Annotated in this window: 21 protein-coding genes; 10 read left to right on the top strand and 11 right to left on the bottom strand. The window is 69.4% G+C overall.

The features are described from left to right. Positions 1-44: 44 nt before the first annotated feature. Positions 45-503, bottom strand: a complete 459-nt coding sequence (locus OC534_RS17835; RefSeq protein WP_017354359.1) for a hypothetical protein — start codon at positions 501-503, stop codon at positions 45-47. Positions 504-708: 205 nt separating this feature from the next. Between OC534_RS17835 and OC534_RS17830 the strand changes: the two genes are divergently transcribed. The 4 genes from OC534_RS17830 to OC534_RS17815 all read left to right on the top strand — a co-directional run bounded on the left by OC534_RS17830 (position 709) and on the right by OC534_RS17815 (position 3,335). After that, positions 709-957 (top strand): hypothetical protein, encoded by a 249-nt coding sequence (locus OC534_RS17830; protein ID WP_017354360.1) that lies wholly within the window; start codon positions 709-711, stop codon positions 955-957. Between the two features lie 139 nt (positions 958-1,096). Further along, a complete protein-coding gene (locus tag OC534_RS17825; protein ID WP_262072304.1) occupies positions 1,097-2,014 on the top strand; it encodes a bestrophin family ion channel in 918 nt (305 codons plus the stop codon). Positions 2,015-2,041: 27 nt separating this feature from the next. After that, positions 2,042-3,031: a porphobilinogen synthase gene (hemB, locus tag OC534_RS17820; protein ID WP_017354362.1), complete on the top strand. Its 990-nt coding sequence runs from the start codon at positions 2,042-2,044 to the stop codon at positions 3,029-3,031. Positions 3,032-3,065: 34 nt separating this feature from the next. Continuing rightward, entirely contained in the window at positions 3,066-3,335 is a 270-nt protein-coding gene (locus OC534_RS17815) for an SHOCT domain-containing protein (RefSeq protein WP_229296525.1), read from the top strand. Positions 3,336-3,374: 39 nt separating this feature from the next. Here the strand turns inward: OC534_RS17815 and OC534_RS17810 are convergent, their stop codons facing one another. Further along, positions 3,375-4,241 carry a TolB-like protein gene (locus tag OC534_RS17810; protein WP_262072302.1) on the bottom strand — a complete coding sequence of 289 codons (867 nt, stop codon included), beginning with the start codon at positions 4,239-4,241 and terminating at the stop codon, positions 3,375-3,377. Positions 4,242-4,295: 54 nt separating this feature from the next. On the opposite strand from OC534_RS17810, the gene aroE reads away from it, so the two are divergent. The 3 genes from aroE to dinG all read left to right on the top strand — a co-directional run bounded on the left by aroE (position 4,296) and on the right by dinG (position 7,725). Further along, complete coding sequence (gene aroE / locus OC534_RS17805) at positions 4,296-5,141, top strand: shikimate dehydrogenase (RefSeq protein ID WP_017354365.1); 846 nt, start codon at positions 4,296-4,298, stop codon at positions 5,139-5,141. Between the two features lie 6 nt (positions 5,142-5,147). Then, a complete protein-coding gene (locus tag OC534_RS17800; RefSeq protein ID WP_262072301.1) occupies positions 5,148-5,495 on the top strand; it encodes a hypothetical protein in 348 nt (115 codons plus the stop codon). 127 nt (positions 5,496-5,622) lie between these two features. After that, complete coding sequence (gene dinG, locus OC534_RS17795; RefSeq protein WP_017354367.1) at positions 5,623-7,725, top strand: ATP-dependent DNA helicase DinG; 2,103 nt, start codon at positions 5,623-5,625, stop codon at positions 7,723-7,725. A 102-nt stretch (positions 7,726-7,827) separates the two neighbouring features. On the opposite strand, the gene ilvD is transcribed toward dinG, so the two are convergent. Further along, positions 7,828-9,666 (bottom strand): dihydroxy-acid dehydratase, encoded by a 1,839-nt coding sequence (gene ilvD / locus OC534_RS17790; protein ID WP_262072300.1) that lies wholly within the window; start codon positions 9,664-9,666, stop codon positions 7,828-7,830. 214 nt (positions 9,667-9,880) lie between these two features. Between ilvD and OC534_RS17785 the strand changes: the two genes are divergently transcribed. From OC534_RS17785 to OC534_RS17775, 3 genes are read left to right on the top strand one after another with little or no spacing between them, the layout of a single operon-like run. Further along, on the top strand, positions 9,881-10,444 hold the full coding sequence (locus OC534_RS17785) for a DUF1190 domain-containing protein (RefSeq protein ID WP_262072299.1): 564 nt from the start codon (positions 9,881-9,883) through the stop codon (positions 10,442-10,444). Between the two features lie 3 nt (positions 10,445-10,447). After that, positions 10,448-11,626: a glutathionylspermidine synthase family protein gene (locus tag OC534_RS17780; protein ID WP_136006023.1), complete on the top strand. Its 1,179-nt coding sequence runs from the start codon at positions 10,448-10,450 to the stop codon at positions 11,624-11,626. Then, positions 11,626-12,294: a hypothetical protein gene (locus OC534_RS17775; protein ID WP_017354371.1), complete on the top strand. Its 669-nt coding sequence runs from the start codon at positions 11,626-11,628 to the stop codon at positions 12,292-12,294. The genes OC534_RS17780 and OC534_RS17775 overlap by 1 nt, the downstream gene beginning before the upstream one ends. Before the next feature lie 12 nt (positions 12,295-12,306). On the opposite strand, the gene OC534_RS17770 is transcribed toward OC534_RS17775, so the two are convergent. From OC534_RS17770 to mnmG, 8 genes are all read right to left on the bottom strand, one after another. Further along, on the bottom strand, positions 12,307-13,605 hold the full coding sequence (locus OC534_RS17770) for a DUF58 domain-containing protein (RefSeq protein WP_017354372.1): 1,299 nt from the start codon (positions 13,603-13,605) through the stop codon (positions 12,307-12,309). After that, positions 13,602-14,615 (bottom strand): MoxR family ATPase, encoded by a 1,014-nt coding sequence (locus OC534_RS17765; protein WP_051008548.1) that lies wholly within the window; start codon positions 14,613-14,615, stop codon positions 13,602-13,604. The genes OC534_RS17770 and OC534_RS17765 overlap by 4 nt, the downstream gene beginning before the upstream one ends. After that, on the bottom strand, positions 14,612-15,775 hold the full coding sequence (locus OC534_RS17760; RefSeq protein WP_262072298.1) for a DUF4350 domain-containing protein: 1,164 nt from the start codon (positions 15,773-15,775) through the stop codon (positions 14,612-14,614). The genes OC534_RS17765 and OC534_RS17760 overlap by 4 nt, the downstream gene beginning before the upstream one ends. After that, on the bottom strand, positions 15,772-17,427 hold the full coding sequence (locus OC534_RS17755; protein ID WP_262072297.1) for a DUF4129 domain-containing protein: 1,656 nt from the start codon (positions 17,425-17,427) through the stop codon (positions 15,772-15,774). Before OC534_RS17755 ends, OC534_RS17760 begins: the two co-directional genes overlap by 4 nt. Then, positions 17,417-18,409 (bottom strand): stage II sporulation protein M, encoded by a 993-nt coding sequence (locus tag OC534_RS17750; RefSeq protein ID WP_017354376.1) that lies wholly within the window; start codon positions 18,407-18,409, stop codon positions 17,417-17,419. The genes OC534_RS17755 and OC534_RS17750 overlap by 11 nt, the downstream gene beginning before the upstream one ends. After that, the gene (locus OC534_RS17745; RefSeq protein WP_017354377.1) at positions 18,406-19,095 is read right to left on the bottom strand and encodes an RDD family protein; all 690 of its coding nucleotides are present in this window, start codon (positions 19,093-19,095) and stop codon (positions 18,406-18,408) included. Before OC534_RS17745 ends, OC534_RS17750 begins: the two co-directional genes overlap by 4 nt. A 192-nt stretch (positions 19,096-19,287) precedes the next feature. Continuing rightward, positions 19,288-19,818, bottom strand: a complete 531-nt coding sequence (locus tag OC534_RS17740) for a gamma carbonic anhydrase family protein (protein WP_017354378.1) — start codon at positions 19,816-19,818, stop codon at positions 19,288-19,290. Between the two features lie 91 nt (positions 19,819-19,909). Then, positions 19,910-21,799: a tRNA uridine-5-carboxymethylaminomethyl(34) synthesis enzyme MnmG gene (gene mnmG / locus OC534_RS17735; RefSeq protein WP_017354379.1), complete on the bottom strand. Its 1,890-nt coding sequence runs from the start codon at positions 21,797-21,799 to the stop codon at positions 19,910-19,912. Positions 21,800-21,846 lie beyond the last annotated feature (47 nt).

Raw genomic sequence — 21,846 nt, 5'->3', positions numbered from 1 at the left:
CCTGCGGGTGACGCCGGCCGCTGGCCGGCATCCCCGGGGGCGCATCACTTCTGCGGTGTGATCGTCTGCGCCGGCAGGCGGGCCGCCGGCGGCGGATTGGGTACCCAGATGGCCACGCCGGCCGCGCGCTTCTGCGTGGTCGGAATGCCGATACCCACGCCGCCGCCCACGTGCGAGCCGTAGCTGCCCGCACCCACGGACATGCCTACCGGCGAGCCGCTGGAGCCCACGCCCATCAGGATCACGCCGTTGGCGCCGAGCGCGGCCGCTTCGCGCTTGAGTCGCATCACGGCCGCGTCGGTCTGGCCCTGCGTACCGAAACCGACCGCGCTGGACGACTCCAGCTGGGCGATCTCGACCGACCCGGCCGGTGGCGTCGAATAGATCTGCACGGTGGCCGGGTCGACCGGCGCGCGCGCCTGGCCCAGCATCACCTTGGAGGTACTGGCGCAGCCGGCCACGGACAGCAGCAGGCCCAGCAGTGCGATGGATCGGATGTTCATGGCATCACCCCTGATGGTATGGGCCGGTCGGCCTGTGGCGCGATCATCCGGGCTGGCAACTGAATCGGTGCCAACCTCGTGACCCGCACGCTAGCACCGTCGGGGTGACGCCGTCGCAACGGTTCCCTGGTCGGTGCGGCCCACGCGCGCGCAGGCCGGGCTTTAGGCTATGGTGGGCCAGGCAACCATCACAAGGAATCGCGGCATGGGATTGATCAGTCTGTTGTGGGGCATCCTGGCGCTGCTGTGGATGATCCTGGCGCTGATTCCGCTGTTGGGCTGGGGCAACTGGTTCCTGATTCCCTTCGCCGCGGTGGGGGCGATCATCGCCGCCATCGGCATCCTGTTCACGCATCCAAGCAAGCGCGGCCGGGCCTGGGCCGGGCTGGTCCTGAACGGCATCGTGGTGGTGGTGGCGATCCTGCGGCTGGGGCTGGGCGGCGGCATCGTCTGAGCCGGGTCCGCGTCGCCTGCGGCGGTGCGACAGACGGTCGCACCGTCATGGGCCCCGGCGCGCATCGGCGTAGAATGCCCGCTGCCGCCCTGGCTGCTGCCGGCGGCGCTACGCCCGTCCGGGCGCTTTTCCTGCACCGATGATCATTCGCCCTCGTCCCCACGGCTGGCAACTGCTGTACATCCTGCGCGGCTCCATCGTTCCGGCGGTGGCGCCCAAGGTGCTGACCATCCTGTTGCTGGCGGTGGCCGCGGCCACCCTGGCCGAGGTGTGGCATCCGCCGGGCATCGAACGCGTCTCGGTGGCCCCGTTCACCCTGCTTGGCCTGGTGCTGTCGATCTTCCTCAGCTTCCGCAACAACGCCTGTTTCGAGCGGTGGTGGGAAGGGCGCAAGCTGTGGGGCCAGCTGGTCTATGAATCGCGCAGCCTGGCGCGACTGTGCACCGCGCTGCTGGCCGACGACGCGCCGCGCCGCGATCGCATCTGCCGCCTGGGCATTGGTTTCGCACACGCCCTGGCCGCCAGACTGCGCGGGCGCGATGTCGCGTTGGCCGCGTTGCCTTGGGTAGCCGAGGCCGACCAGACGCGTTTCGGCGAGCGCCTGAACGTCCCCGATCAACTGCTGGCGATGATCGCCGCCGACCTGGCCGAGCCGCTGCGTGCCGGCCGTCTGGACCCGATCCTCTACGCCCGCTTCGAGACCCGCCTGCACGCGATGTCGAGCGTCCAGGCCGGTTGTGAGCGCATTCTGTCCACGCCGCTGCCATTCGCCTACACGTTGCTGCTGCATCGCTGCGCGTGGATGTTCTGCGTGCTGCTGCCCTTCGGCCTGGCCAGTTCGCTGGGCTGGGCCACGCCGGTGGTGTCGGCGGTGCTGGCCTATGCCTTCTTCGGTCTGGATCAGCTCGGCGAGGAGATGGAAGAGCCGTTCGGGCTGGAGCCCAACGACCTGCCACTGGATGCGCTGGTGCGCACCATTGAAATCGACCTGCTCGACAGCCTCGGGGTGCAGCCGCTGCCCGAGCCGCTGCAACCGCGGCAGTACCTGCTGCAGTAACCCCGCATTCCGCCCCCGGAGCACTTCATGGCCCACCCCGACTATCGCCCCCGCCGCATGCGTCACGACGAATTCTCGCGCCGGCTGATGCGCGAGAACACGCTGACCACCGACGACCTGATCTACCCGGTGTTCGTGCACGAACTGGATGGCCGCGCGCCGGTGGCCTCGATGCCGGGCGTGGAGCGTCTGTCCATCGACGAACTGCTCAAGGTCGCCGAAGAGGCGCTGGAACTGGGCATTCCGGTGATCGATCTGTTCCCGGTGATCGACCCGGCCGGCAAGTCGCTGGATGCGGCCGCCGCGTGGGACGACAACGGCCTGGCCCAGCGCGCCATCCGTGCACTGAAATCGCGCTTCCCGGAGCTGGGCGTGATGACCGACATCGCGCTGGACCCGTACACCACCCACGGCCAGGACGGCATCATCGACGGCAACGGCTACGTGCTCAACGACATCACCGTTGAGGCGCTGGTCAGGCAGTCGCTGTCGCATGCGGCCGCTGGCGTGGACATCGTGTCTCCGTCGGACATGATGGACGGCCGCATCGGCGCCATCCGCCGCGCGCTGGATGCCGACAATCATGTCAACGTGCGCATCATGGCCTACTCGGCCAAATACGCCTCGGCGTTCTATGGCCCGTTCCGTGATGCGGTGGGCAGCTCGGCCAGCCTCGGCAAGGCCGACAAGAAGACCTACCAGATGGACCCCGCCAACGGCGACGAGGCGATGCGCGAGATCGCGCTGGACCTGGAGGAGGGGGCGGACATGGTGATGGTCAAGCCGGGCATGCCGTACCTGGATCTGGTGCGCCGGGTGAAGCAGCAGTTCGGCGTGCCGACCTTCGCTTACCAGGTCAGTGGCGAGTACGCGATGATGAAGGCCGCCTTCGCCAACGGCTGGCTGGACGAGCGCGCCTGCGTGCTCGAATCGCTGATCGGCTTCAAGCGGGCCGGCGCCGATGGCGTGCTGACCTATTTCGCCCCGCAGGTGGCGCGTTGGCTGCGCGAACGCTGACAATACGCGTCGACACGCGAACAGGACGACGATGATGCAGACGATGGGGTGGGTGCAGTGGATCACCTGGGGCACGGGCGTACTCGCCTTCGCGGTGGTGATCGGCCTGGTGATCGGCGGCGTGCGTCGAGCCGCCCGACGGGCGCCCGAGCAGCCATCGGCCGCCGCGCGCGTGGCCCGCGAAGCGCAGCTTTCACCGGCCCTGCAGGCACGACTGGCCGCGTTGAACCAGCGCAAGGACAACGGCGAGATCAGTGAAGCCGAGTACGAACGGCTGCGTGCAGACCTGTTGCAGCAGCCATAGCGGCAGCGTGGGCCGGCCGCAGGTCGGCTGCTCCGCCCCTCACCGGCACCCGGCTACCGACGGTGTCCGGATCCGATACAGATCCACTCCGCCCGCCCGGGGCGCCCGCGCCTGACCCGCCAGCACCAGCTCGGATGGCTTGGACGCATCCACCACCGGCGCGCCGGTCTGGCCCTCGGCGGTGTTGAACGACAGCGTCAGCGGCACCGCGGCCTGGCGGTGATCGCAGCCCACCAGCCACACCTGCGACTGGCCGTCGGCCACGCGGGTGATGGCCAGCGCACCGTCGTTGCCCAGCCATTCGCCACCCAGTTCGTCGGCTGGGCCATTGAGCGGGGCTGGCAACGCGGTCACCGCAGCGAAACCGTTGCCCTGCACCGCCGCCTGGAACAGATCCAACCCGCCGCGGGTGCCGGCGCCATCGCGCGCGAACAACAGGGCCTGCCCATCCGGGCGCAGTGCCGGGCGACGCTCGTTGGCCCGGGTGTTGATCGTGACCGGCAGCGCCATCACCGGCCCGAAACCGCCGTTGGCCTGTACCGCCACGGTGTACAGATCGACGCCGCCGCGCCCGCCGGGCCGGTTGGAGGCGAAGTACAGCCAGCGCCCGTCGTGGCTGAAGTAGGGATCGATTTCATCGCTGCCGGTGTTGAGCGCCAGCGGGGTGGGGTCCTGCCAGCGCCCGTCGCGCAGCACGGCCTGCCAGAGGTCCCAGCCCCCGGCGCCGCCGCTGCGGTCCGACGCCCATACGATGCGCTGCCCGTCCGGCGCGACGGTGGCCTGGGCCTCGTTGGCCTTGGTCGAAACCACGCCCATGCCTTCGATGCCGAACTCGGAAAGCGCCATCGCACCCGGTACGAAGAGTAAACTCAGGCTCAGCGCGAGCAGTGACAGGGGAGTGCGCATCGTCGCTTCCGTTGGGGTTTGCGTTCCAATCCAGGCCCGGAGTTTAAGACACCCATGACCGCCCGTTACGCCGTATTCGGCCAGCCCATCGCCCATTCGCAGTCGCCGCACATCCATGCCGCCTTCGCGCGCCAGGAAGGCATCGCGCTGGACTACCGCGCCATCGAGGCGTCGCCGGCCGGGTTCACCGCCGCGCTGGAGGCATTCGCCGCCGATGGCGGTGTGGGCGCCAACATCACCGCTCCGCTCAAGGAAGCGGCGTTCGCGCTGTGCCAGACCTTCACCTCGCGGGCCAAGCTGGCCGGCTCGGTCAACACGCTGCTGCGCAAGGGCGATTACTGGCACGGCGACACCACCGACGGCGTCGGCCTGGTCCGCGACCTCACCGAACGCCATGAGCTGGACCTGCGCGGCCGCCGCGTGCTGCTGCTCGGTGCCGGCGGCTCGGCGCGCAGCGTGGCGCCGGCCCTGCTCGATGCCGGCATCCGCGAGCTGGTGGTGGTGAACCGCACCACCGAGCGCGCCGACGCGCTGGTCGATGCCATCGGCGAACCGGGGCGCGCGCTGAGCCGCTACTGGGACGACCTGCGCGACCTGGGCGACTTCGAGCTGATCGTCAACGCCACCTCGGCCGGCCGCGACCGCGAGGCGAAGTTCGAGCTGCCGCTGTCGCTGGTCAACAGCATGACCACCGCGGTTGACCTCAATTACGGCGACGCGGCCATCGCCTTCCTGGCCTGGGCGCGTGCGGCGCAGTGCCGCAACACCGTCGATGGCCTGGGCATGCTGGTGGAGCAGGCCGCGGCCAGCTTCCAGCAGTGGCACGAGGTGCGCCCGCAGACCGACGCCGTGTATGCCGAGCTGCGCACCACGCTGGCGCCGCTGGCCGGGCAGGACTGACCGGACATGGATACCGGGATGTTGATGACGATGCTGAGTCTGGTGGGCGTACGCCTGCCGATCCTGATCGCGCTGGGCGTGGCCCTGGTGTGGGTGGTGGACAGCCCGCGCGGCGCGGTCCGCACCGCGGCGCTGTCCGGGCTGGGCATCCTGGCGGCCACCTGCATCCTCGGCATGGTGGTGTCGCTGCTGCCGGTGTGGTGGATACAGCAGAACCAATACGAGAACCTGCAGTCGCGCAGCCTGTGGCTGGGCGTCGCCCACTTCGGCCTGTCGCTGGCCGAGGCATTCGGCCTGGTGCTGGTGGTCTGGGCGATGACCCGCGCCCTGCGCCAGCGCGGCACGGCCGGCTGACCCTGCGTGCGTGGCGCCGCCGGCTGTGCCGGCGTGCGCCGCGTCGCGGAACTGAACCAATGCCGGCCACGGCCATGCCCTGGGCATGAGAAAATACCGGCCGTGATTCAGGCAGGACCCTCCCGGCGTGACCGAAAAAGTTGAAGCCCCGCGCGCGCTGAACGACGAGCTCAAAACCGTCATCCGCGATGCCTACGCCAAGCTGCAGGCCAATACCCCCGGCTTCAGCACCCGGCGTTCGCAGAGCCAGATGATCGGCGTGGTCTCGCGTGCGCTGTCGCACAGCGGCGGCGTTGGCGTGGTCGAAGCGCCCACCGGCGTGGGCAAGTCGCTGGGCTACCTGACCGCCGGCGTGCCGATCGCACTGGCCACGAAGAAGAAGCTGGTGATCAGCACCGGCACCGTGGCGCTGCAGTCGCAGCTGTTCGAGCGCGACATTCCCAATTTCCTCAAGGCCACCGGCATTGAAGCCACCGTGGCGCTGGCCAAGGGACGCACCCGCTACCTGTGCACGCGCAACGCCGCTGAGGCGCATGGCGATGGCGCGCAGGAAGGCATGTTCGAGGACGAGCAGCCGCTGTTCGATCGCCCGCTGGCACCGATCGAGATGGATCTGGCGCAGTCGCTGAGCAAGGCCTTCCTCGAAGGTCGCTGGAACGGTGACCTGGACAACGCGCCGGAAACGATCAGCAACACCCTGCGCTCGCGCATCACCACGCCGGCGTCGGGCTGTGCCGGGCGCAAGTGCGCGTACTCGGCGCAGTGCGCGGTGCTGCGCTCGCGCAACACGGTGCGTGAGGCGCAGATCGTGGTCACCAATCACGCGCTGCTGCTGTCGGCGCTGTCGATCGGCGACAGCGACAACGGCCAGCCGCTGATCGCCCCGCCCGGCGACATGCTGCTGGTGCTCGACGAAGGCCATCACATCGGCAATGTCGCCATCGATCAGGGCGCGGCCAGCCTGGCGATGGACGAGATGGCCAAGCGCACCGGCCGGCTGCAGATCGTGATCGCGGCGGCCTACCGCGCCGTGGACAAGGACAAGCTGGGCAATCTGCTGCCCAACGAAGCGATCGAGGTGGCGGCGCGCGTCAGCAAGCAGCTCAAGGCCTTCCGCGATGTGGTCGGACGCAGCTGGCAACCTGATCCGTCGGCGCAGGAGCCGATGTGGCGTGCCCCGAACGGACGCCTGCCGGACATCTGGATGGCCGACATCGAGGCGCTCGCCGACGACACCCGCGCGCTGTTCAACTGGGCCCATGCCGCGCATGCGCAGGTGGCCAAGGGCAAGCCAGAGGATGCCGCGCGCGAGCGCCTGCAGCGCACGCTGGGCATGGCGTTGGAAATGATCGAGCAGCAGCACAACCTGTGGGCGGCCTGGCGCCGCGAGGACAAGGACGGCCAGCCACCGACCGCACGCTGGGTCACGCTGTCGCGCGACGGCGACCTGATCCTGCACGGCTCGCCGGTGTCGGCGGCCAACGTACTGCGCAAGCTGCTGTGGGACGAGGTGGATTCGGTGGTGATGACCTCCGCTACCCTCACCGGCGGTGGCGACTTCCAGGCGCTGGCGATCGACAACGGCATCCCCGCCGAGGCGGAGATGGTGTCGCTGGCCTCGCCATTCGACCTGCCCAACCAGGCCGAGCTGATCGTGCCGGCATTCCCGGTGACGCCCGACGACCGCGAGCGCCACCCCAAAGAGGTGGCCAAATACCTGGTCAGCGAACTGGATTGGGGCAAGGGCAGCATCGTGCTGTTCACCTCGCGCTGGAAGATGGAGAAGGTCGCCGAGCTGATGCCGGCCGCCGAGCGCAAGCGGGTGCTGGTGCAGGGCGAAAGCGCCAAGCAGAAGATGATCGATGAGCACCTGCGGCGCACGGCGGCGGGCGAGGGTTCGGTGCTGTTCGGCCTGAACTCGTTCGGCGAAGGCCTGGATCTGCCCGGCGAGGCGTGCACCACCGTGGTGATCACCCAGGTACCGTTCGCGGTGCCGACCGACCCGCAGACCTCCACGCTCGGCGAGTGGTTCGAAAGCCGCGGCCTGAACGCCTTCAACCTGATCGCCATCCCCCACGCGCTGCGCACGTTGACCCAGTTCGCCGGCCGCCTGATCCGTACCTCGACCGACACCGGCCGCGTGATCATCCTCGACTCGCGGCTGCTGACCCGTCGATACGGCAAGCGCATCATCGACGCGCTGCCGCCGTTCAAGCGGGTGATCGGGTAACACGCGGCGCTTCGCGCGCACCGGTCCGGCGGCGCAGGCAAGGCGGCGAGCGTCGCGCGGGCGGGGGTCAGGGCCGGGCGGACCTTCTCGACGCAGCCGGGCTCAGTCCTCCAGCTTCGCCAGATCCCGCACCGCGCCCTTGTCGGCACTGGTGGCCAGCAGCGCATACGCCTTCAGCGCGCCGGTGACCTTGCGCGGGCGCGCCTCGCGCGGTTTCCAGCCCAGCGCGTCCTGTTCGGCGCGGCGTGCCGCCAGCGTGGCGTCATCCACCCGCAGATCGATGCGCCGTGCGGGGATGTCGATGCGGATGCGGTCGCCGTCGCGGACCAGGCCGATGGTGCCGCCCGAGGCTGCTTCCGGTGAGGCATGCCCGATGGACAGGCCCGAGGTGCCGCCGGAGAAGCGGCCGTCGGTGAGCAGGGCGCACTGCTTGCCCAGCCCCTTGGATTTCAGGTAGCTGGTCGGGTACAGCATCTCCTGCATGCCCGGGCCACCGCGTGGGCCTTCGTAGCGGATCACCACCACGTCGCCGGCCATCACTTCATCGGCGAGGATGCCGCGCACGGCGTCGTCCTGGCTTTCGAACACGCGCGCGTTGCCTTCGAACACGTGGATGGATTCATCCACGCCGGCGGTCTTCACCACGCAGCCATCCACGGCCAGGTTGCCGCGCAGCACCGCCAGCCCGCCTTCGGTGGAGTAGGCATTGGCGACATCGCGGATGCAGCCTTCGGCACGGTCCACGTCCAGTGTCGGCCAGCGCGTGGCCTGGCTGAAGGCGACCTGGGTCGGGATGCCGGCGGGACCGGCGCGGAAGAAGTCGTGGACCGTCGCATCGTCGCTCACGGCGACATCCCAGCGTGCGATCGCCTCGGCCAGCGTGCGGCTGTGTACGGTGGGTACGTCGGTATGCAGCAGTCCGCCGCGGGCGAGTTCGCCGAGGATGCCGTACACGCCGCCGGCGCGATGCACGTCTTCCATGTGGTACTTCGGCGTGTTCGGCGCGACCTTGCACAGCTGCGGCACGCGCCGCGACAGCGCATCGATGGCATGCAGATCGAAGTCCACCTCCGCCTCCTGCGCTGCGGCCAGCAGATGCAGGATGGTGTTGGTCGAGCCGCCCATCGCGATGTCCAGCGTCATCGCGTTCTCGAACGCGGCACGCGTGGCGATGCCGCGCGGCAGCGCGCGCGCATCCTCGCCGCCGTACCAGCGGTGGCACAGTTCCACGATCAGGCGCCCGGCGCGGCGGAACAGCTGCTCGCGGTCGGCATGCGTGGCCAGGGTCGAGCCGTTGCCCGGCAGCGACAGGCCCAGCGCTTCGGTCAGGCAGTTCATCGAGTTGGCGGTGAACATGCCCGAGCACGAGCCGCAGGTGGGGCAGGCGCTGCGCTCGTACTCGGCCACCTTCTCGTCGCTGGCGCTTTCATCGGCTGCGATCACCATCGCATCCACCAGGTCCAGCTTGTGCTCGGACAGCCGCGTCTTGCCGGCTTCCATCGGCCCGCCGGAGACGAACACCACCGGGATGTCCAGGCGCAGCGCGGCCATCAGCATGCCGGGGGTGATCTTGTCGCAGTTGGAGATGCACACCAGCGCATCGGCGCAGTGCGCGTTGACCATGTACTCCACCGAGTCGGCGATGATCTCGCGGCTGGGCAGCGAGTACAGCATGCCGTCGTGGCCCATCGCGATGCCATCGTCCACCGCGATCGTATTGAACTCCTTGGCCACGCCGCCTACCTGCTCGATCTCGCGCGCCACCAGCTGGCCGAGATCCTTCAGGTGGACGTGCCCGGGCACGAACTGGGTGAACGAGTTGGCGATGGCGATGATCGGCTTGTGGAAGTCGCCATCGGTCATGCCGGTGGCGCGCCACAGGGCGCGGGCCCCGGCCATGTTGCGGCCGGCGGTGGACGTGCGGGAGCGGTATTCAGGCATGGGGCTGGCAGTATCTGGCGGGCGGTGGGGGCGCGTTTCGCCTCGATTCTGCCCAAAAATTGCGGTTGCGTTTGCAACCACCTGCCCCCGGCAGGCGACCGCTCCGATAGGCTGCATCCTGAAATGCCGTTCATCTTTTCGGCTTTGCCGATTTCGGTTGTTCGCGGCGATGAGGCATCATGGAGCGGATAACCGCACGAGGGGGCATGACGCCATGAAACGTTCCAGGACCACCGCGCTGCTGCTGATGAGCGCCGCGCCGCTGCTGTTCACCGCCTGCCAGAAGGACGAGGCCGTCCAGGTGCAGGAAGGGTTGTACACCTCGGTGCAGGCCTGCACCGACGCCACCGGCGACCCGTCCAGCTGCCGCGCGGCTTTTGCCGAGGCACAGAAGCAGTCGGCCGACGCCGCGCCGAAGTACGCCTCGCGCGAGGCCTGCGAGGCCGACTACAACGCCGAGCAGTGCGTGGAACAGAAGACCTCGACCGGCCACTCGTTCGTCGGCCCGATGATGATGGGCTTCTTCATGTCGCAGATGCTCAGCAACCGCGGCGCCGGTCTGGCGCAGCAGCCCTCGGCGGCCCCGGCCTACCAGGACAAGGCCAAGGGCTGGGCGCGTCCGGCCCCGGGCGGCAGCGGCGGGCTGAATACCGCCAGCGGCATCGGTGCCGGCAAGGCGGGCCTGGCCCCGGTCAGCGCCACCCCGAACCGCGCGGTGACCGCCAGCCGTGGCGGCTTCGGCAGCACCAGCAGCAACCGCAGCAGCGTCGGCGGCTGATCGATGCAGCGCGTCCGTATTGCCGAGCGCAGCCAATGGCGCGCCCGGGCCGAGGAGTCGGGGTTCGCCTTCCACACCATCGATGGCCTGCCGTACTGGGATGAGAGCGCGTACTACGCCTTCACCCTGCGCCAGATCGAGCAGGACATCGAAGACCCCAGCGCCGAGCTGCATGCGATGGCGATGGACCTGGTCGAGGACGTGGTGGGCAGCCAGCAGTTGATGGAACAGCTGGCGATCCCGCCGGCGTTCCGCGACTGGATCGCCGACAGCTGGCGTCGGCGCGAGCCGCACCTGTACGGTCGGCTCGACTTCGCGTACGACGGCACCGGTCCGGCCAAGCTCTACGAGCTCAATTACGACACCCCGACCTCGCTGTTCGAGGCGTCGTTCTTCCAGTGGCAATGGCTGGAAGACCAGCGCAACCAGAACCGTCTGCCGCCGCACGCCGATCAGTTCAACGCCATCCACGAGGCGCTGGTCGAGCGCTTCGCCGCGCTGTCGGCGCAGCTGCCGCCGCCGCTGTACTTCAGTGCCGTGGGTGCCTCGGTCGAAGACCAGGGCACGGTGGCCTACCTGCGCGACTGTGCGGCCCAGGCCGGGCTGCGTGGCGAGTCCATCGCGATCGAGGACATCGGCCTGTCCGAGGACGGCCGCTTCACCGCGCTGGACGACACGGTGATCGGCAGCCTGTTCAAGCTGTACCCGCTGGAAGACCTGATGACCGAATCGTTCGGCCAGGCGCTGCCCGGCTCGGGCGTGCAGCTGCTGGAACCGGCGTGGAAGGCGATCCTCAGCAACAAGGGCGTGCTGCCGTTGCTGTGGGAGCGCCATCGCGGCCACCCCAACCTGCTGGCCGCCGACTTCGACGACGGCAGCGCACTGCCGGCCGGCTGGGTGCGCAAGCCGCTGTTCTCGCGCGAAGGCGCCAACGTGGCCATGCACCTGGCCGATGGCAGCTGGCAGGAAAGCGAAGGCCCGTACACCGGCCCGGCGATCCGCCAGGCCGCCCATCCGCTTACTGCGTTCGAGGGTGGCTATCCGCTGGTTGGCAGCTGGATCGTGGGCGACCAGGCCTGTGGCATGGGCATCCGCGAAGACAACAGCCGCATCACCCGCGACAGCGCCCGCTTCGTCCCGCACGCGATCATCGACGAAGCGCCAACCCGCATCTTCGTCTGATGGCGGTGGCGCGCAACCGCAGCCTGCGCCCCGGGCCAGTGGCGGGGCGCCACCTGGACGACGGGCATGGCTTGTGGCGCTACGCCGACCGCATCGCCGTGCGCTGCCACCGGTGTGCCGCGCCCGGCTGGGTGGTCAGGGGATCCAGGACGGCCGGCTTCCGCTGCCTGTCCTGCAGTCTGGTGCTCGAAGAAGGAAACGCCTGCGGCTGCGGCTGCTGTGGCGCCGGGACGTGGGTGGGGCCGGTGCGCTACAGCGGGCGGCGGCCCTGCGGCTACTGCGGGCACCAATGGCTGCACGCGCAGGCGCATCGCGCGGTGGCCTCCCCGCCCCTGCAGGCGCTTCCGGTTGCCTGCGCCCAATGCGGGCGCAGCAGCGATGTCAGTGTGAGCGTGCAGCCGGTGCGCGATGCCGAATCGAATGACCCGTACTTCGGCATGCCGCTGCTGCTGGTCGAGCGCACCCGCGCCGGGCTGCTCTGGGCCTACAACCAGGCGCATCTGCAGGCGTTGCACGATTATGCCGGTGCCATGCTGCGCGAGCGCGCCGGTGTCACCAATGGCTCGATGTTCTCGCGCCTGCCGCACTGGATGAAGCTGGCCCGCAACCGCGCGCTGCTGCAGAAAGCCACCGCGCGCCTGATCGCCAAGGCCAACGCCATCCGCTAGGTACCGACCGCCCTAGAGCAACCCGTCGCGCTTGACCGCCAGATACCGCTCCACCAGTGCGCCAGGCAGCGCATCCGCAGTCACATCCAGCACCATCACCCGATGGCTGCGCAGCGCCTCATGCGCTTCATTGCGCTGTTGCAGGTAGCGCGCGATGGCGCCGGCCCGGATGGCGTCCTCCATGCTCTCCACCGGCTCGGCGAGCGCATCATCCAGTTCCCGCTCGCGCAGGCTGGCCACGCACACCAGGTGCTGGCGCTGCAGCAGGCGCACGGCCGCCAGCAGGTCTTCGATGTCTTCATCGCGCACGTTGGTGACCAGCATCACCAGCGAGCGGCGGCGCTGGCGCAGGCTCAGCTCGGTGGCCGCGGCCAGATAGTCGGTCGCTACCGGGCGTGCCTGCAGGTCGTGGCTGGCGCGCAGCAGCGTATCGATCGCGCCCATGCCGCGTTGCGGCGCGACCCAGCGCTGGTCGCCGCCGCTGGCGAGCAGCCCTACGCCGTCGCCCTGGCGCAGCGCCAGGTAGGACACCACCAGCGCCGCGTTGAGGACATGATCGAAGTGCGACAGACCGCCCTCGCTGGCCATCATGCGACGACCGGTATCGATCATCAGCACCATCTGCTGGTTCTTCTCGTCCTGGTACTCGCGCGAGATCAGCTTGCGCGCGCGCGAAGTCGCCTTCCAGTCGATCTGCCGCAGGCTGTCGCCGACGCGGTACTCGCGCATCTGGTGGAAATCGGTGCCTTCACCACGGCGGCGCTTCAGGTGCGCCCCGACCAGTCGCGAGGCCTGTTCGGCGCTGAACAGCGCGAAGCGGGTCAACGGCACAAAGTTGGGGTACACCCTCACCGCCAGCGTTGACGGCAGGGTGCGCCGTTGCCGCCACAGACGCCACGGCGCGTGCACGCGCAGGTGTACGCCGTCGAACAGGAAGCGGCCGCGCGCCGTCGGGGTCAGCGTGTAGTCCACGCTGCTGGCCACCATCGGCTTGAGCGACAACGCGCGCGGCAGGCCCTTCACGGCCCACGCGCCAGGAACCAGATCGAACACGTCCACGCGCTGGCGCAGGCTCGATTCCAGCCGCAGCGTGACGCTGCGGTCCACGTTCAGCGCCAGCGCTTCGGGCAGTGCGCGCTGCACGCTCGGAGAGGGCTGCCGCCACAGGCGCACCAGGTCGATCAGCGCGAGCCCGGCGATGCCGGCAGCGAGCATCCACCAGACGCGCACGGGCCACAGCCCGAACGCGACCGGCAGCCCGCACAGGCCCCAGCCGCACAGCAGTGCCAGCAGCGGCGGGGCCGGCCTCATTTGCGCGGCGCTTCCACCTTGGCCAGCAGCGCGCCCAGCGCGTCGTCGGCGGACTGGCCTTCGATCTGCAGTTCGGGGGCCAGCGCGATGCGGTGGCGCAGGGCGGGCTTGGTGATGTCGCGGACATCATCGGGGGTGACGAAATCGCGACCGGACAGCACTGCCTGTGCACGCGCGGCACGCACCAGCGCGATGCTGCCGCGCGGGCCTGCACCCAGCGCGATGCCCGGCCATTGGCGCGTGGCGGCAACGATGCGCACCGCATAGTCGATCACTTCGGGGTCCACGGTGATCGCTGCGGTGGCCCGCTGCAGTTCCACCACATCGGCCGCGCCGAGCACGCGCGGCACCTGCGACAGATCGAAGTCGCCAGCGCTGCGGCCGGTGGTGATCGCATCGACCATGCGCTTCTCGTCTTCCAGCGCCGGGTAGTCGATGATCACCTTGAGCAGAAAGCGGTCCAGCTGCGCCTCGGGCAGGGGATAGGTGCCCTCCTGCTCCACCGGGTTCTGCGTGGCCAGGGCCAGGAACGGCGGCGACAGCGTGAACGCCTTGCCCTCGATGGTGACCTGGCCTTCCTGCATCACTTCCAGCAGGGCCGACTGGGTCTTTGCCGGCGCGCGGTTGATTTCATCGGCCAGCAGCAGGTTGGTGAACACCGGGCCGCGGCGGATCTTGAAGCTTTCGGTCTTCGGGTCGTACACCGCATGGCCGCTGACGTCGCTGGGCATCAGGTCCGGGGTGAACTGCACGCGTCCGTAATCCAGCTCCAGTGCCTGGGCCAGCGCGCGTACCAGCAGGGTCTTGCCCAGGCCCGGTACGCCTTCGATCAGCACGTGGCCGCCGGCCAGCAACGCGATCAGGATCTGGTCGAGCACGTCGGACTGGCCGATGAACGCGCGGCCGACCGCCTCGCGCACGGCGTCGACGCGGTCGATCAGCGACGTGCCGGACACGGAGGCAGGTGAGGCATCGAGAGACGGTGGCGTGGAAGCGATGGGATCGGTCATAGCAGGTTTCTCATCTGGATCAGCAGGCGGATGCGGTCGCGCAGGCCGGCGACGTCGTGGGCAGCGGGCGGCTGCAGGGCAATGCGGACGCGGTCGTGCGACCACTGCAGCAGGGTGGCGATGGCGTGGATCCGGGCGTCGCCCCCCAGCGCCGCGGCGGTCGGTGCACGTCGGCGCAGGCGGTTGAGGAAGGCCTGCCGCACGGCGTCGTACAGCAGCGGTGCCTTGCCGTAGCGGAGCAGGTGCTCGCCGCTGGCGCGGACATGTTCGAGCAGCGAGCGGCGTTCGACTGCAGGCGAGGGCAGCAGGCTGCCCATGCGTTGCGCGCGCAGCCACAGCCAGCCCAGCAGCGCCAGCAGCAACGGCACCCACACCGGCCAGCCATCATGGAACACGCGCTGCCACAGCGAGGGCGGGCGCGTGCCATATACCAGCCATACCGTGCCCTTGCCGTAGTTGGGCGCGAGCACGTAGCGGGCAAGATCGCGATGGGCCTTGTCGTGGAGGCCGTCCACGCCCGGTGCCGCGCTGTTCTTCATGAAGTTCAGGTCGGCGAGCACATCCACGGTGCCGGCGGCACGGTGCAGCCGGACGAACACGTGGCCGTGCTCCTCATCGCGCCACGCCTGTGCCACCCGGATGTCGGTCGGTGGATCGACGTCGAAGCGGCGGCTGTCGCAGAACTCGACGTGGTTGACATCGTCGGCCACATGGAATGGCGCGCACGCGTTGCGTCGCGACGTCCCGTCGACGCCGAGCATATCCAGCAGCGGGCCATTGTCCGCTGTGTCGTCCGCCGCGTCGTCGGCGGTGAGCGGGGTCGTGCGGACGATCAGGTGACCGCCGCGCTCCACCCAGTCCAGCAGCGCGCGCGCCGTGGTCGGCGGCAGCGCGGCACTGTCCTGCAGCAGCACCACAGTGTCGTGCGGCTGCAGTGCCATCGCCGTCAGGTCCAGGCGCGGTCGCGCATTCGCCTCCAGGCCGTCGGCGCGCAGCGCCTGGCCGAGCACGTACAGCGGGTTGTAGCGGGCTTCGCCCTGCGGCGGCAGCGTCTCCACGCGGGTCACGCGCTCATGCGTGCGCAGGAACAGGATGGTCAGCGGCACTGCCACGACCAGCAGCAGGGCCACCGCCAGCAGCCAGCGCAGACGCGTCCTCATGCCTGCCACCGGAACTGCTCGCGCAGGCTGCCGGCGAGCGCATCGAACTCGGCGTCATCGGGCAGGCGGCCGGCGTACGCCGCGTACTGCCAGACCCGCACGACGCGGGCGAACGCTGTGCGGTCGCCTTCGTCGGGCATGCGTCGGGCCGCGCGCAGGCACTGCGCTTCGGTGGCGCCGGGCGGCAGGCTGACCTGCGCACGCTCGCTCATGCTCTCCACGCTGGCCCGGTACAGCAGCGCCAGGGCCTGGCGCGGCCGTCCCTGCTGCCACAGTGCGCGCGCGCGCGTTGCCACATCCGGCGGCACCACGTCGGGCAGGGTGATCGCGTCCTCCTGCACGGGCGTTGCCTCCTTCTCGCGCCGCCGACGGCCGCTGCCGCGCAGCCACGGCAGCCAGCGTCGTGTAGTCAACAGCAGAATCACCACCAGCACGCCCACGAACGCCCACAGACCCCATTCGGCGATCTGCGCCGACCACTGTGCCGCCGTTTTCGTGCGCGCGCTGCGTTCGGTCGGACGGGCATCCAGTTCCTTCTTCTTCTTCTTCTTTTTGTCCGCAGCGTCCTCGGGAATGCGCCGCCATTCGGTGACGGTGCGGGTCGGATGCTGCAGCGGATCCTCGTAGGCGCGCTCCACGGCCTGGCGGAAGCCGGCGGTGTCCACCGGATCGTTGCCGAAGATCGATGGTGCGTCGCGCGGCGGGGTCTGCCCGCCCTCACGGCGCTTCTGGATGCGCTCGCGGATCTGCGCCTCCTGTACGTCGGCATCGCCGCCGGTGGTGTCCGTATCGGGCGCGGTGTCGTCGACCGTGTCGGCGGGGGGTGCCTGCTGGGCATGCAGCACGCCGGCCGGCCAGGCAAGCACCAGCGCCAGCATCAGCAGCGGCGCGGCCTGGCGCAGGCGTTCGCGCAGACGTCGGAAGGCGATCTCCACATCCCACGCTTCCATCTCGGTGCGGCGGTTGAGATACAGCCCGAAGCCGGCGCCCACATGGAACGGGCCGATCAGCGTGGCGGCTGCCCAGCACAGCAGGTTGAAGCAGAGTTTCGCCCAGGCTGGCGTGTCTTCACCCACCATCGCCCATGCCGCACGCCACGAATCGGGCAGCTGTTCGAACGGCACCAGCATGAACACCCCGGCGATCGCGCCGACCACCAGAACCACCTCGAACGTCATCGCCACCAGGGTCAGCATCAGGCTGTGGCCGAGCGTGCCATTGAGGATTGCGCGGCGTCGGTCGCGGCGATGCACCGGGTCGGCGCCTTCAAGCAGGTTGACCGGCAGCATCACCGTGCGCATCGGACTCGGCCGGCGCCAGCCCAGGTAACCCCAGAAGCCCTGCCAGCCCCAGTGCCGCTGTGCGCGCAGCGTATCGAGCGTTCCGGGTGTTTCGCCGAACACGCCGCGGGAGATCACGTACAGTGCCACGCGCTCGAACAGGGGCTTGAGCCACCACATCGCCAGCCACGCCAGCGCGAAGGCATCGGCCCACCAGGCCAGGGTGTTGAGCGCCACGAACACCGGCAGCGCCAGCAACAGCCAGGGCGTCCAGATCGCCACGGCATGCCGGCGCACCAACGCCGTGCCCAGTTCCATCGCCTCCCAGCCCGAGCGCGCACGCAGGACCACGTTGAGCTGGTCAATCCGCACGCGCACCTCCGCGTCCGCCGCGCCAGAGCCACAGCAGCACCAGCGTCCACAACACCGCGGCCACGCTGTACTTGCCCCAGGCCGGCACGTCGGCGATGGATGACCAGAACGCCTCGATGAAGGCGGCCACGAGCAGCATCGCCGCCACGCCCAGGCAGAGCCGGGCACCGATCACGCCACCCTCGACCAGCGCGTCGATGCGCCGTCGGCGGCCGGGCGCCAGCAGTTTCATGCCCAGCTGCAGACCGGCGCCACCGGCGATGACGATCGCGGTGAGTTCGAACGCGCCGTGGCCGACCACGAAGCGCCAGAAGGGATCACCGTGGCCGACGTGCTGCAGGTGGCCGGCGACCGCGCCGATGGTCAGGCCATTGAACAGCAGCACCAGCAGGGTGCCGACGCCGGCCAGCAGGCCGCTGGCGAAGGTGCGCAGACCGATGCTGATGTTGTTCATGATGTAGTAGCCGAACATCATCCAGTCCGTACCGCTGTCGCGCCCCAGGTGTGGCGATGACGGGTCGTACATGCGCTCCATGCGGGCGATCTCGTCGTTGCCCATCAGCAGATGGATCAGCTCGGGGTGCCATTGCAGCGCCGCGAAGGTGCCCACCAGTGGGATCACGAATACGGCGGTGGCCACCCACATCGCACGGGCCTGGCTGCGTACCAGCTGCGGGAAGTCGGCGAACAGGAATTCCACCGCACGTCGCCAGCGTGGTGCGGGCGTGCGGTAGAGCACGCCGTGGCCCTGCTGCATGAGCGACTGCAGGCGCGCCACCAGCTGCGGGCTGTAGCCGCGCCTGCGCGCCAGTGCCAACTGCTGACAGAGGCGACGGTAGCGCTGCGGCATGTCCGCATCGTCCAGGCCATCAGGGTCGGGGGTACGCCGCGCCCGGCGCGGATCGCGGCCGCGGATCGCCAGCCAGCGCTCCAGCGCCTGCCATTCGGGCTGATACCGGGCGACGAACTGTTCCTGCTTCATCGGCGGCCCAGCAGCCAGTTGGCCATCGCATACAGGCGCAGCACGCCCACCTGGCCGTGGCCGCCGCTCAATGGCGTGAGCAGCCCGGCCAGTTCCTGCTGGCGCGGGCCGGGCAGGCGCGGTGCGCGTTCAGCGAAGGCGATCAAGGCAGCCTGTTCGGCCGGCTGCAGCGGCTGCGGCGGCGGCAGCACGCTGTCGATGGCCAGGGTCCCGCCATCTGCCGGCGCGCCGATGTGGATCACCACAGTGCGCGCCACCATGTCGCCCAGCCGCCGGCCATGCGCGTCGAACAGGCATGACAGCAGGCCCAGCGCGTAGCCGAACGGCAGCATGTCCACGGTGCGCAGGAGATTGCGGGTGATGGCGGCCATCCAGCCCACCGGTGCGCCGTCCTGCGCGACCACGCGCAGGCCCATCGCGCGCTTGCCGATGGTCTGGCCCCACAGCGCTTCCTGCACGATGGTGTAGGCCCAGAACATCAAAAACAGCAGCCCGAGGTACAGGCCCTGTCCGAAGTCGCCAAGGAAGGCCAGTGGAACGCTCATCACCGACAACGCGCCGAAGCGGATGGCGAAGTCGATGGCCCAGGCCAGCGCGCGCGGCAACGGGCCGGCGGCCGGCAGGTGCAGCGGCACGCCTTCGGGCGTGATCACTTCACGGTAGGTGTCCAGCATCGGTACGCTCATCGGCGCGCGCACCGGTGGGGCATGGCTCGACAGTGGTGGAAGGCGGAATGCCGGAATCCTCTCCGGTCGGCTGCCTGCACGGGCATGCGGTTCTCGACTGCGTCCTGGTCGGCTGAGGACTTTACCGTGCGCGACCGCCGATGCCCAGCGATGGCCAGGACAGCGAACGCAAGCCGACAGCGTGCGTCGCGATCAGGCCAGATACTTGTCCTTCAACCGCACGTAGTGATCGGCCGAGTAGTGCAGCGCCTCGATCTCTTTGTCGCGCAGCGGGCGTGCCAGGCGGGCCGGATTGCCGAGCCACAGCTCGCCCTCGCCGACCACCTTGCCCGGCCCGAGCACCGCACCGGCACCCAGGAAGCCGTGGGGCTTCACTTCGGCGCCGTCGAGAATGCACGCGCCCATGCCGATGAGGCTGTAGTCGCCGATGGTGCAGGCATGGATGATGGTGCCGTGGCCGACCGTGACACCTTCGCCGATCAGCGTCGGGTAGCCCCCCATGTTGAACGGACTGTGGTGGCTGACATGGATGATCGTGCCGTCCTGGATGTTGCTGCGCGCGCCGATGCGCACGTAATTGACGTCGCCCCGGATCACCGTGCCCGGCCACACCGAGACGTCATCGCCCAGCACGACATCGCCGATCAGGGTGCAGGCCGGGTCGATGTAGCAGCGCTCGCCGAGCACCGGCAGTGTGTCGAGGAAGGGGCGAATCGGGCTCACATGGTCTCCAGGCAATCGCACGCCACGGTGGGTGCATCGGCATGATACCGCGTGGCCTTTCCGCTCCCGGCGTGTGCACGCCGGTGGTGCATCACGCCACGCGGCTGCGGCGTGCGCGCTCCAGGTGCACCAGCAGCAGCGAGATGGCCGCCGGGGTCATGCCGGGGATGCGCTGGGCCTGGCCGATGGTCTGCGGGCGCACGCGCTCGAGCTTCTGCTGCACCTCGGCCGACAGCCCACGCACGCCGGCATAGTCGAAATCGCTGGCGATCGCGGTGTTTTCGTGGCGCTGCTGGCGCTCGATCTCCTCGCGCTGGCGGTCCAGGTAGCCGGCGTACTTCACCCCGATCTCGACCTGCTCGGCCACTTTGGGGTCGTCCACGGCCGGGCCGAGCGAGGGCACCTGCATGAGCGTGGCGTAATCCAGTTCGGGGCGCTTGATCAGGTCGAGCACGTTGGTCTCGCGGCTGACTGCCACGCCCAGGGTGGTTTCAACCTCGCGGCCCAGCGCATTGCCCGGGGTTGCCCACAGCGCCCGCAGGCGTGCCGACTCGCGGGCCACGGCCTCCTGTTTGGCCTGGAACGCCGCCCAGCGGCGGTCGTCCACCACGCCCAGTTCGCGGCCGATGCCGGTCAGGCGCACGTCGGCGTTGTCTTCGCGCAGCTGCAGGCGGTACTCGGCGCGGCTGGTGAACATGCGGTACGGCTCGGTCGTGCCGTGGGTGATCAGATCATCCACCAGCACGCCCAGGTAGGCTTCGTCGCGGCGCGGGCACCAGCCCGCTTCGTCGCGGCAGGCGCGCGCGGCGTTGAGGCCGGCGAGCAGGCCCTGCGCGGCTGCCTCCTCGTAGCCGGTGGTGCCGTTGATCTGGCCGGCGAAGAACAGGCCGGACACGCTCTTGGTTTCCAGGGTGTTGTTCAGGCCGCGCGGATCGAAGAAGTCGTACTCGATCGCGTAGCCGGGCCGGGTGATGTGCGCGTTCTCGAAGCCGGCGATGCTGCGCACCAGGTCCAGCTGCACGTCGAACGGCAGCGAGGTGGAGATGCCGTTGGGATAGATCTCCACCACATCCAGCCCTTCGGGCTCGACGAAGATCTGGTGGCTGGCCTTTTCGGCAAAGCGCACCACTTTGTCCTCGATGGAGGGGCAGTAGCGCGGGCCGATGCCCTCGATCTGACCGCTGTACAGCGGCGAGCGGTGCAGTGCGCTGCGGATGATCTCGTGGGTGCGCTCGCTGGTGTGGGTGATCCAGCAGCTGACCTGGGCCGGGTGATCGGCTGCATCGCCCAGGAAGGACATCACCGGACGCGGGGTGTCGCCAGGCTGTTCGGCCATCACCGAATAGTCCAGCGAACGGCCGTCGATGCGCGGCGGGGTGCCGGTCTTGAGCCGGTCCACCACGAACGGGCGTTCGCGCAGGCGCGCGGCCAGGGTGGTGGCCGGCGGATCGCCCATGCGGCCGGCGGCGTACTGGGTCTGACCCACGTGGATCTTGCCGGCCAGGAAGGTGCCGGCGGTCAGCACCACCGCCTTGGCATGGAAGCGCAGGCCGGTCTGGGTGATGGCGCCGCGGACCGCATCGCCCTCGATTACCAGGTCGTCCACGGCCGCCTGGAACACGGTCAGGTTCGGCTGCGCTTCGACCATCCGGCGCACCGCCATGCGGTACAGGTTGCGGTCGGCCTGGCAGCGCGTGGCGCGCACGGCAGGGCCTTTGGAGGCGTTGAGGGTGCGCCACTGGATGCCGGCGCGGTCGGCGGCATGCGCCATCGCCCCGCCGAGGGCGTCGATCTCTTTGACCAGGTGACCCTTGCCGATGCCGCCAATGGCCGGGTTGCAGCTCATCGCACCGATGGTTTCCACATTGTGGGTCAGCAGCAGGGTGCGGGCCCCGCTGCGCGCGGCCGCCAGCGCGGCCTCAGTGCCGGCATGGCCGCCGCCGATGACGATGACGTCGTGATGATGGAAGGAATCGGACATGGCGATGGGGCTCGGGGGGACGGGGCCGAAGGGCCTTGGATTCCCCC

Source organism: Stenotrophomonas sp. Marseille-Q5258, from assembly GCF_946900935.1.
GTDB lineage: Bacteria > Pseudomonadota > Gammaproteobacteria > Xanthomonadales > Xanthomonadaceae > Stenotrophomonas > Stenotrophomonas nematodicola.
Note: the sequence above shows the minus strand (reverse complement) of the source record. Positions and strands in the feature narration are given on the sequence as shown.

Excerpts from the sequence above, each read along its gene's own strand:
- OC534_RS17835 (WP_017354359.1), bottom strand. The coding sequence starts at position 503 with ATGAACATCCGATCCATCGCACTGCTGGGCCTGCTGCTGTCCGTGGCC.
- OC534_RS17830 (WP_017354360.1), top strand. The coding sequence starts at position 709 with ATGGGATTGATCAGTCTGTTGTGGGGCATCCTGGCGCTGCTGTGGATG.
- OC534_RS17825 (WP_262072304.1), top strand. The coding sequence starts at position 1,097 with ATGATCATTCGCCCTCGTCCCCACGGCTGGCAACTGCTGTACATCCTG.
- hemB (WP_017354362.1), top strand. The coding sequence starts at position 2,042 with ATGGCCCACCCCGACTATCGCCCCCGCCGCATGCGTCACGACGAATTC.
- OC534_RS17815 (WP_229296525.1), top strand. The coding sequence starts at position 3,066 with ATGCAGACGATGGGGTGGGTGCAGTGGATCACCTGGGGCACGGGCGTA.
- OC534_RS17810 (WP_262072302.1), bottom strand. The coding sequence starts at position 4,241 with ATGCGCACTCCCCTGTCACTGCTCGCGCTGAGCCTGAGTTTACTCTTC.
- aroE (WP_017354365.1), top strand. The coding sequence starts at position 4,296 with ATGACCGCCCGTTACGCCGTATTCGGCCAGCCCATCGCCCATTCGCAG.
- OC534_RS17800 (WP_262072301.1), top strand. The coding sequence starts at position 5,148 with ATGGATACCGGGATGTTGATGACGATGCTGAGTCTGGTGGGCGTACGC.
- ilvD (WP_262072300.1), bottom strand. The coding sequence starts at position 9,666 with ATGCCTGAATACCGCTCCCGCACGTCCACCGCCGGCCGCAACATGGCC.
- OC534_RS17785 (WP_262072299.1), top strand. The coding sequence starts at position 9,881 with ATGAAACGTTCCAGGACCACCGCGCTGCTGCTGATGAGCGCCGCGCCG.
- OC534_RS17780 (WP_136006023.1), top strand. The coding sequence starts at position 10,448 with ATGCAGCGCGTCCGTATTGCCGAGCGCAGCCAATGGCGCGCCCGGGCC.
- OC534_RS17775 (WP_017354371.1), top strand. The coding sequence starts at position 11,626 with ATGGCGGTGGCGCGCAACCGCAGCCTGCGCCCCGGGCCAGTGGCGGGG.
- OC534_RS17770 (WP_017354372.1), bottom strand. The coding sequence starts at position 13,605 with ATGAGGCCGGCCCCGCCGCTGCTGGCACTGCTGTGCGGCTGGGGCCTG.
- OC534_RS17765 (WP_051008548.1), bottom strand. The coding sequence starts at position 14,615 with ATGACCGATCCCATCGCTTCCACGCCACCGTCTCTCGATGCCTCACCT.
- OC534_RS17760 (WP_262072298.1), bottom strand. The coding sequence starts at position 15,775 with ATGAGGACGCGTCTGCGCTGGCTGCTGGCGGTGGCCCTGCTGCTGGTC.
- OC534_RS17750 (WP_017354376.1), bottom strand. The coding sequence starts at position 18,409 with ATGAAGCAGGAACAGTTCGTCGCCCGGTATCAGCCCGAATGGCAGGCG.
- OC534_RS17745 (WP_017354377.1), bottom strand. The coding sequence starts at position 19,095 with ATGAGCGTACCGATGCTGGACACCTACCGTGAAGTGATCACGCCCGAA.
- mnmG (WP_017354379.1), bottom strand. The coding sequence starts at position 21,799 with ATGTCCGATTCCTTCCATCATCACGACGTCATCGTCATCGGCGGCGGC.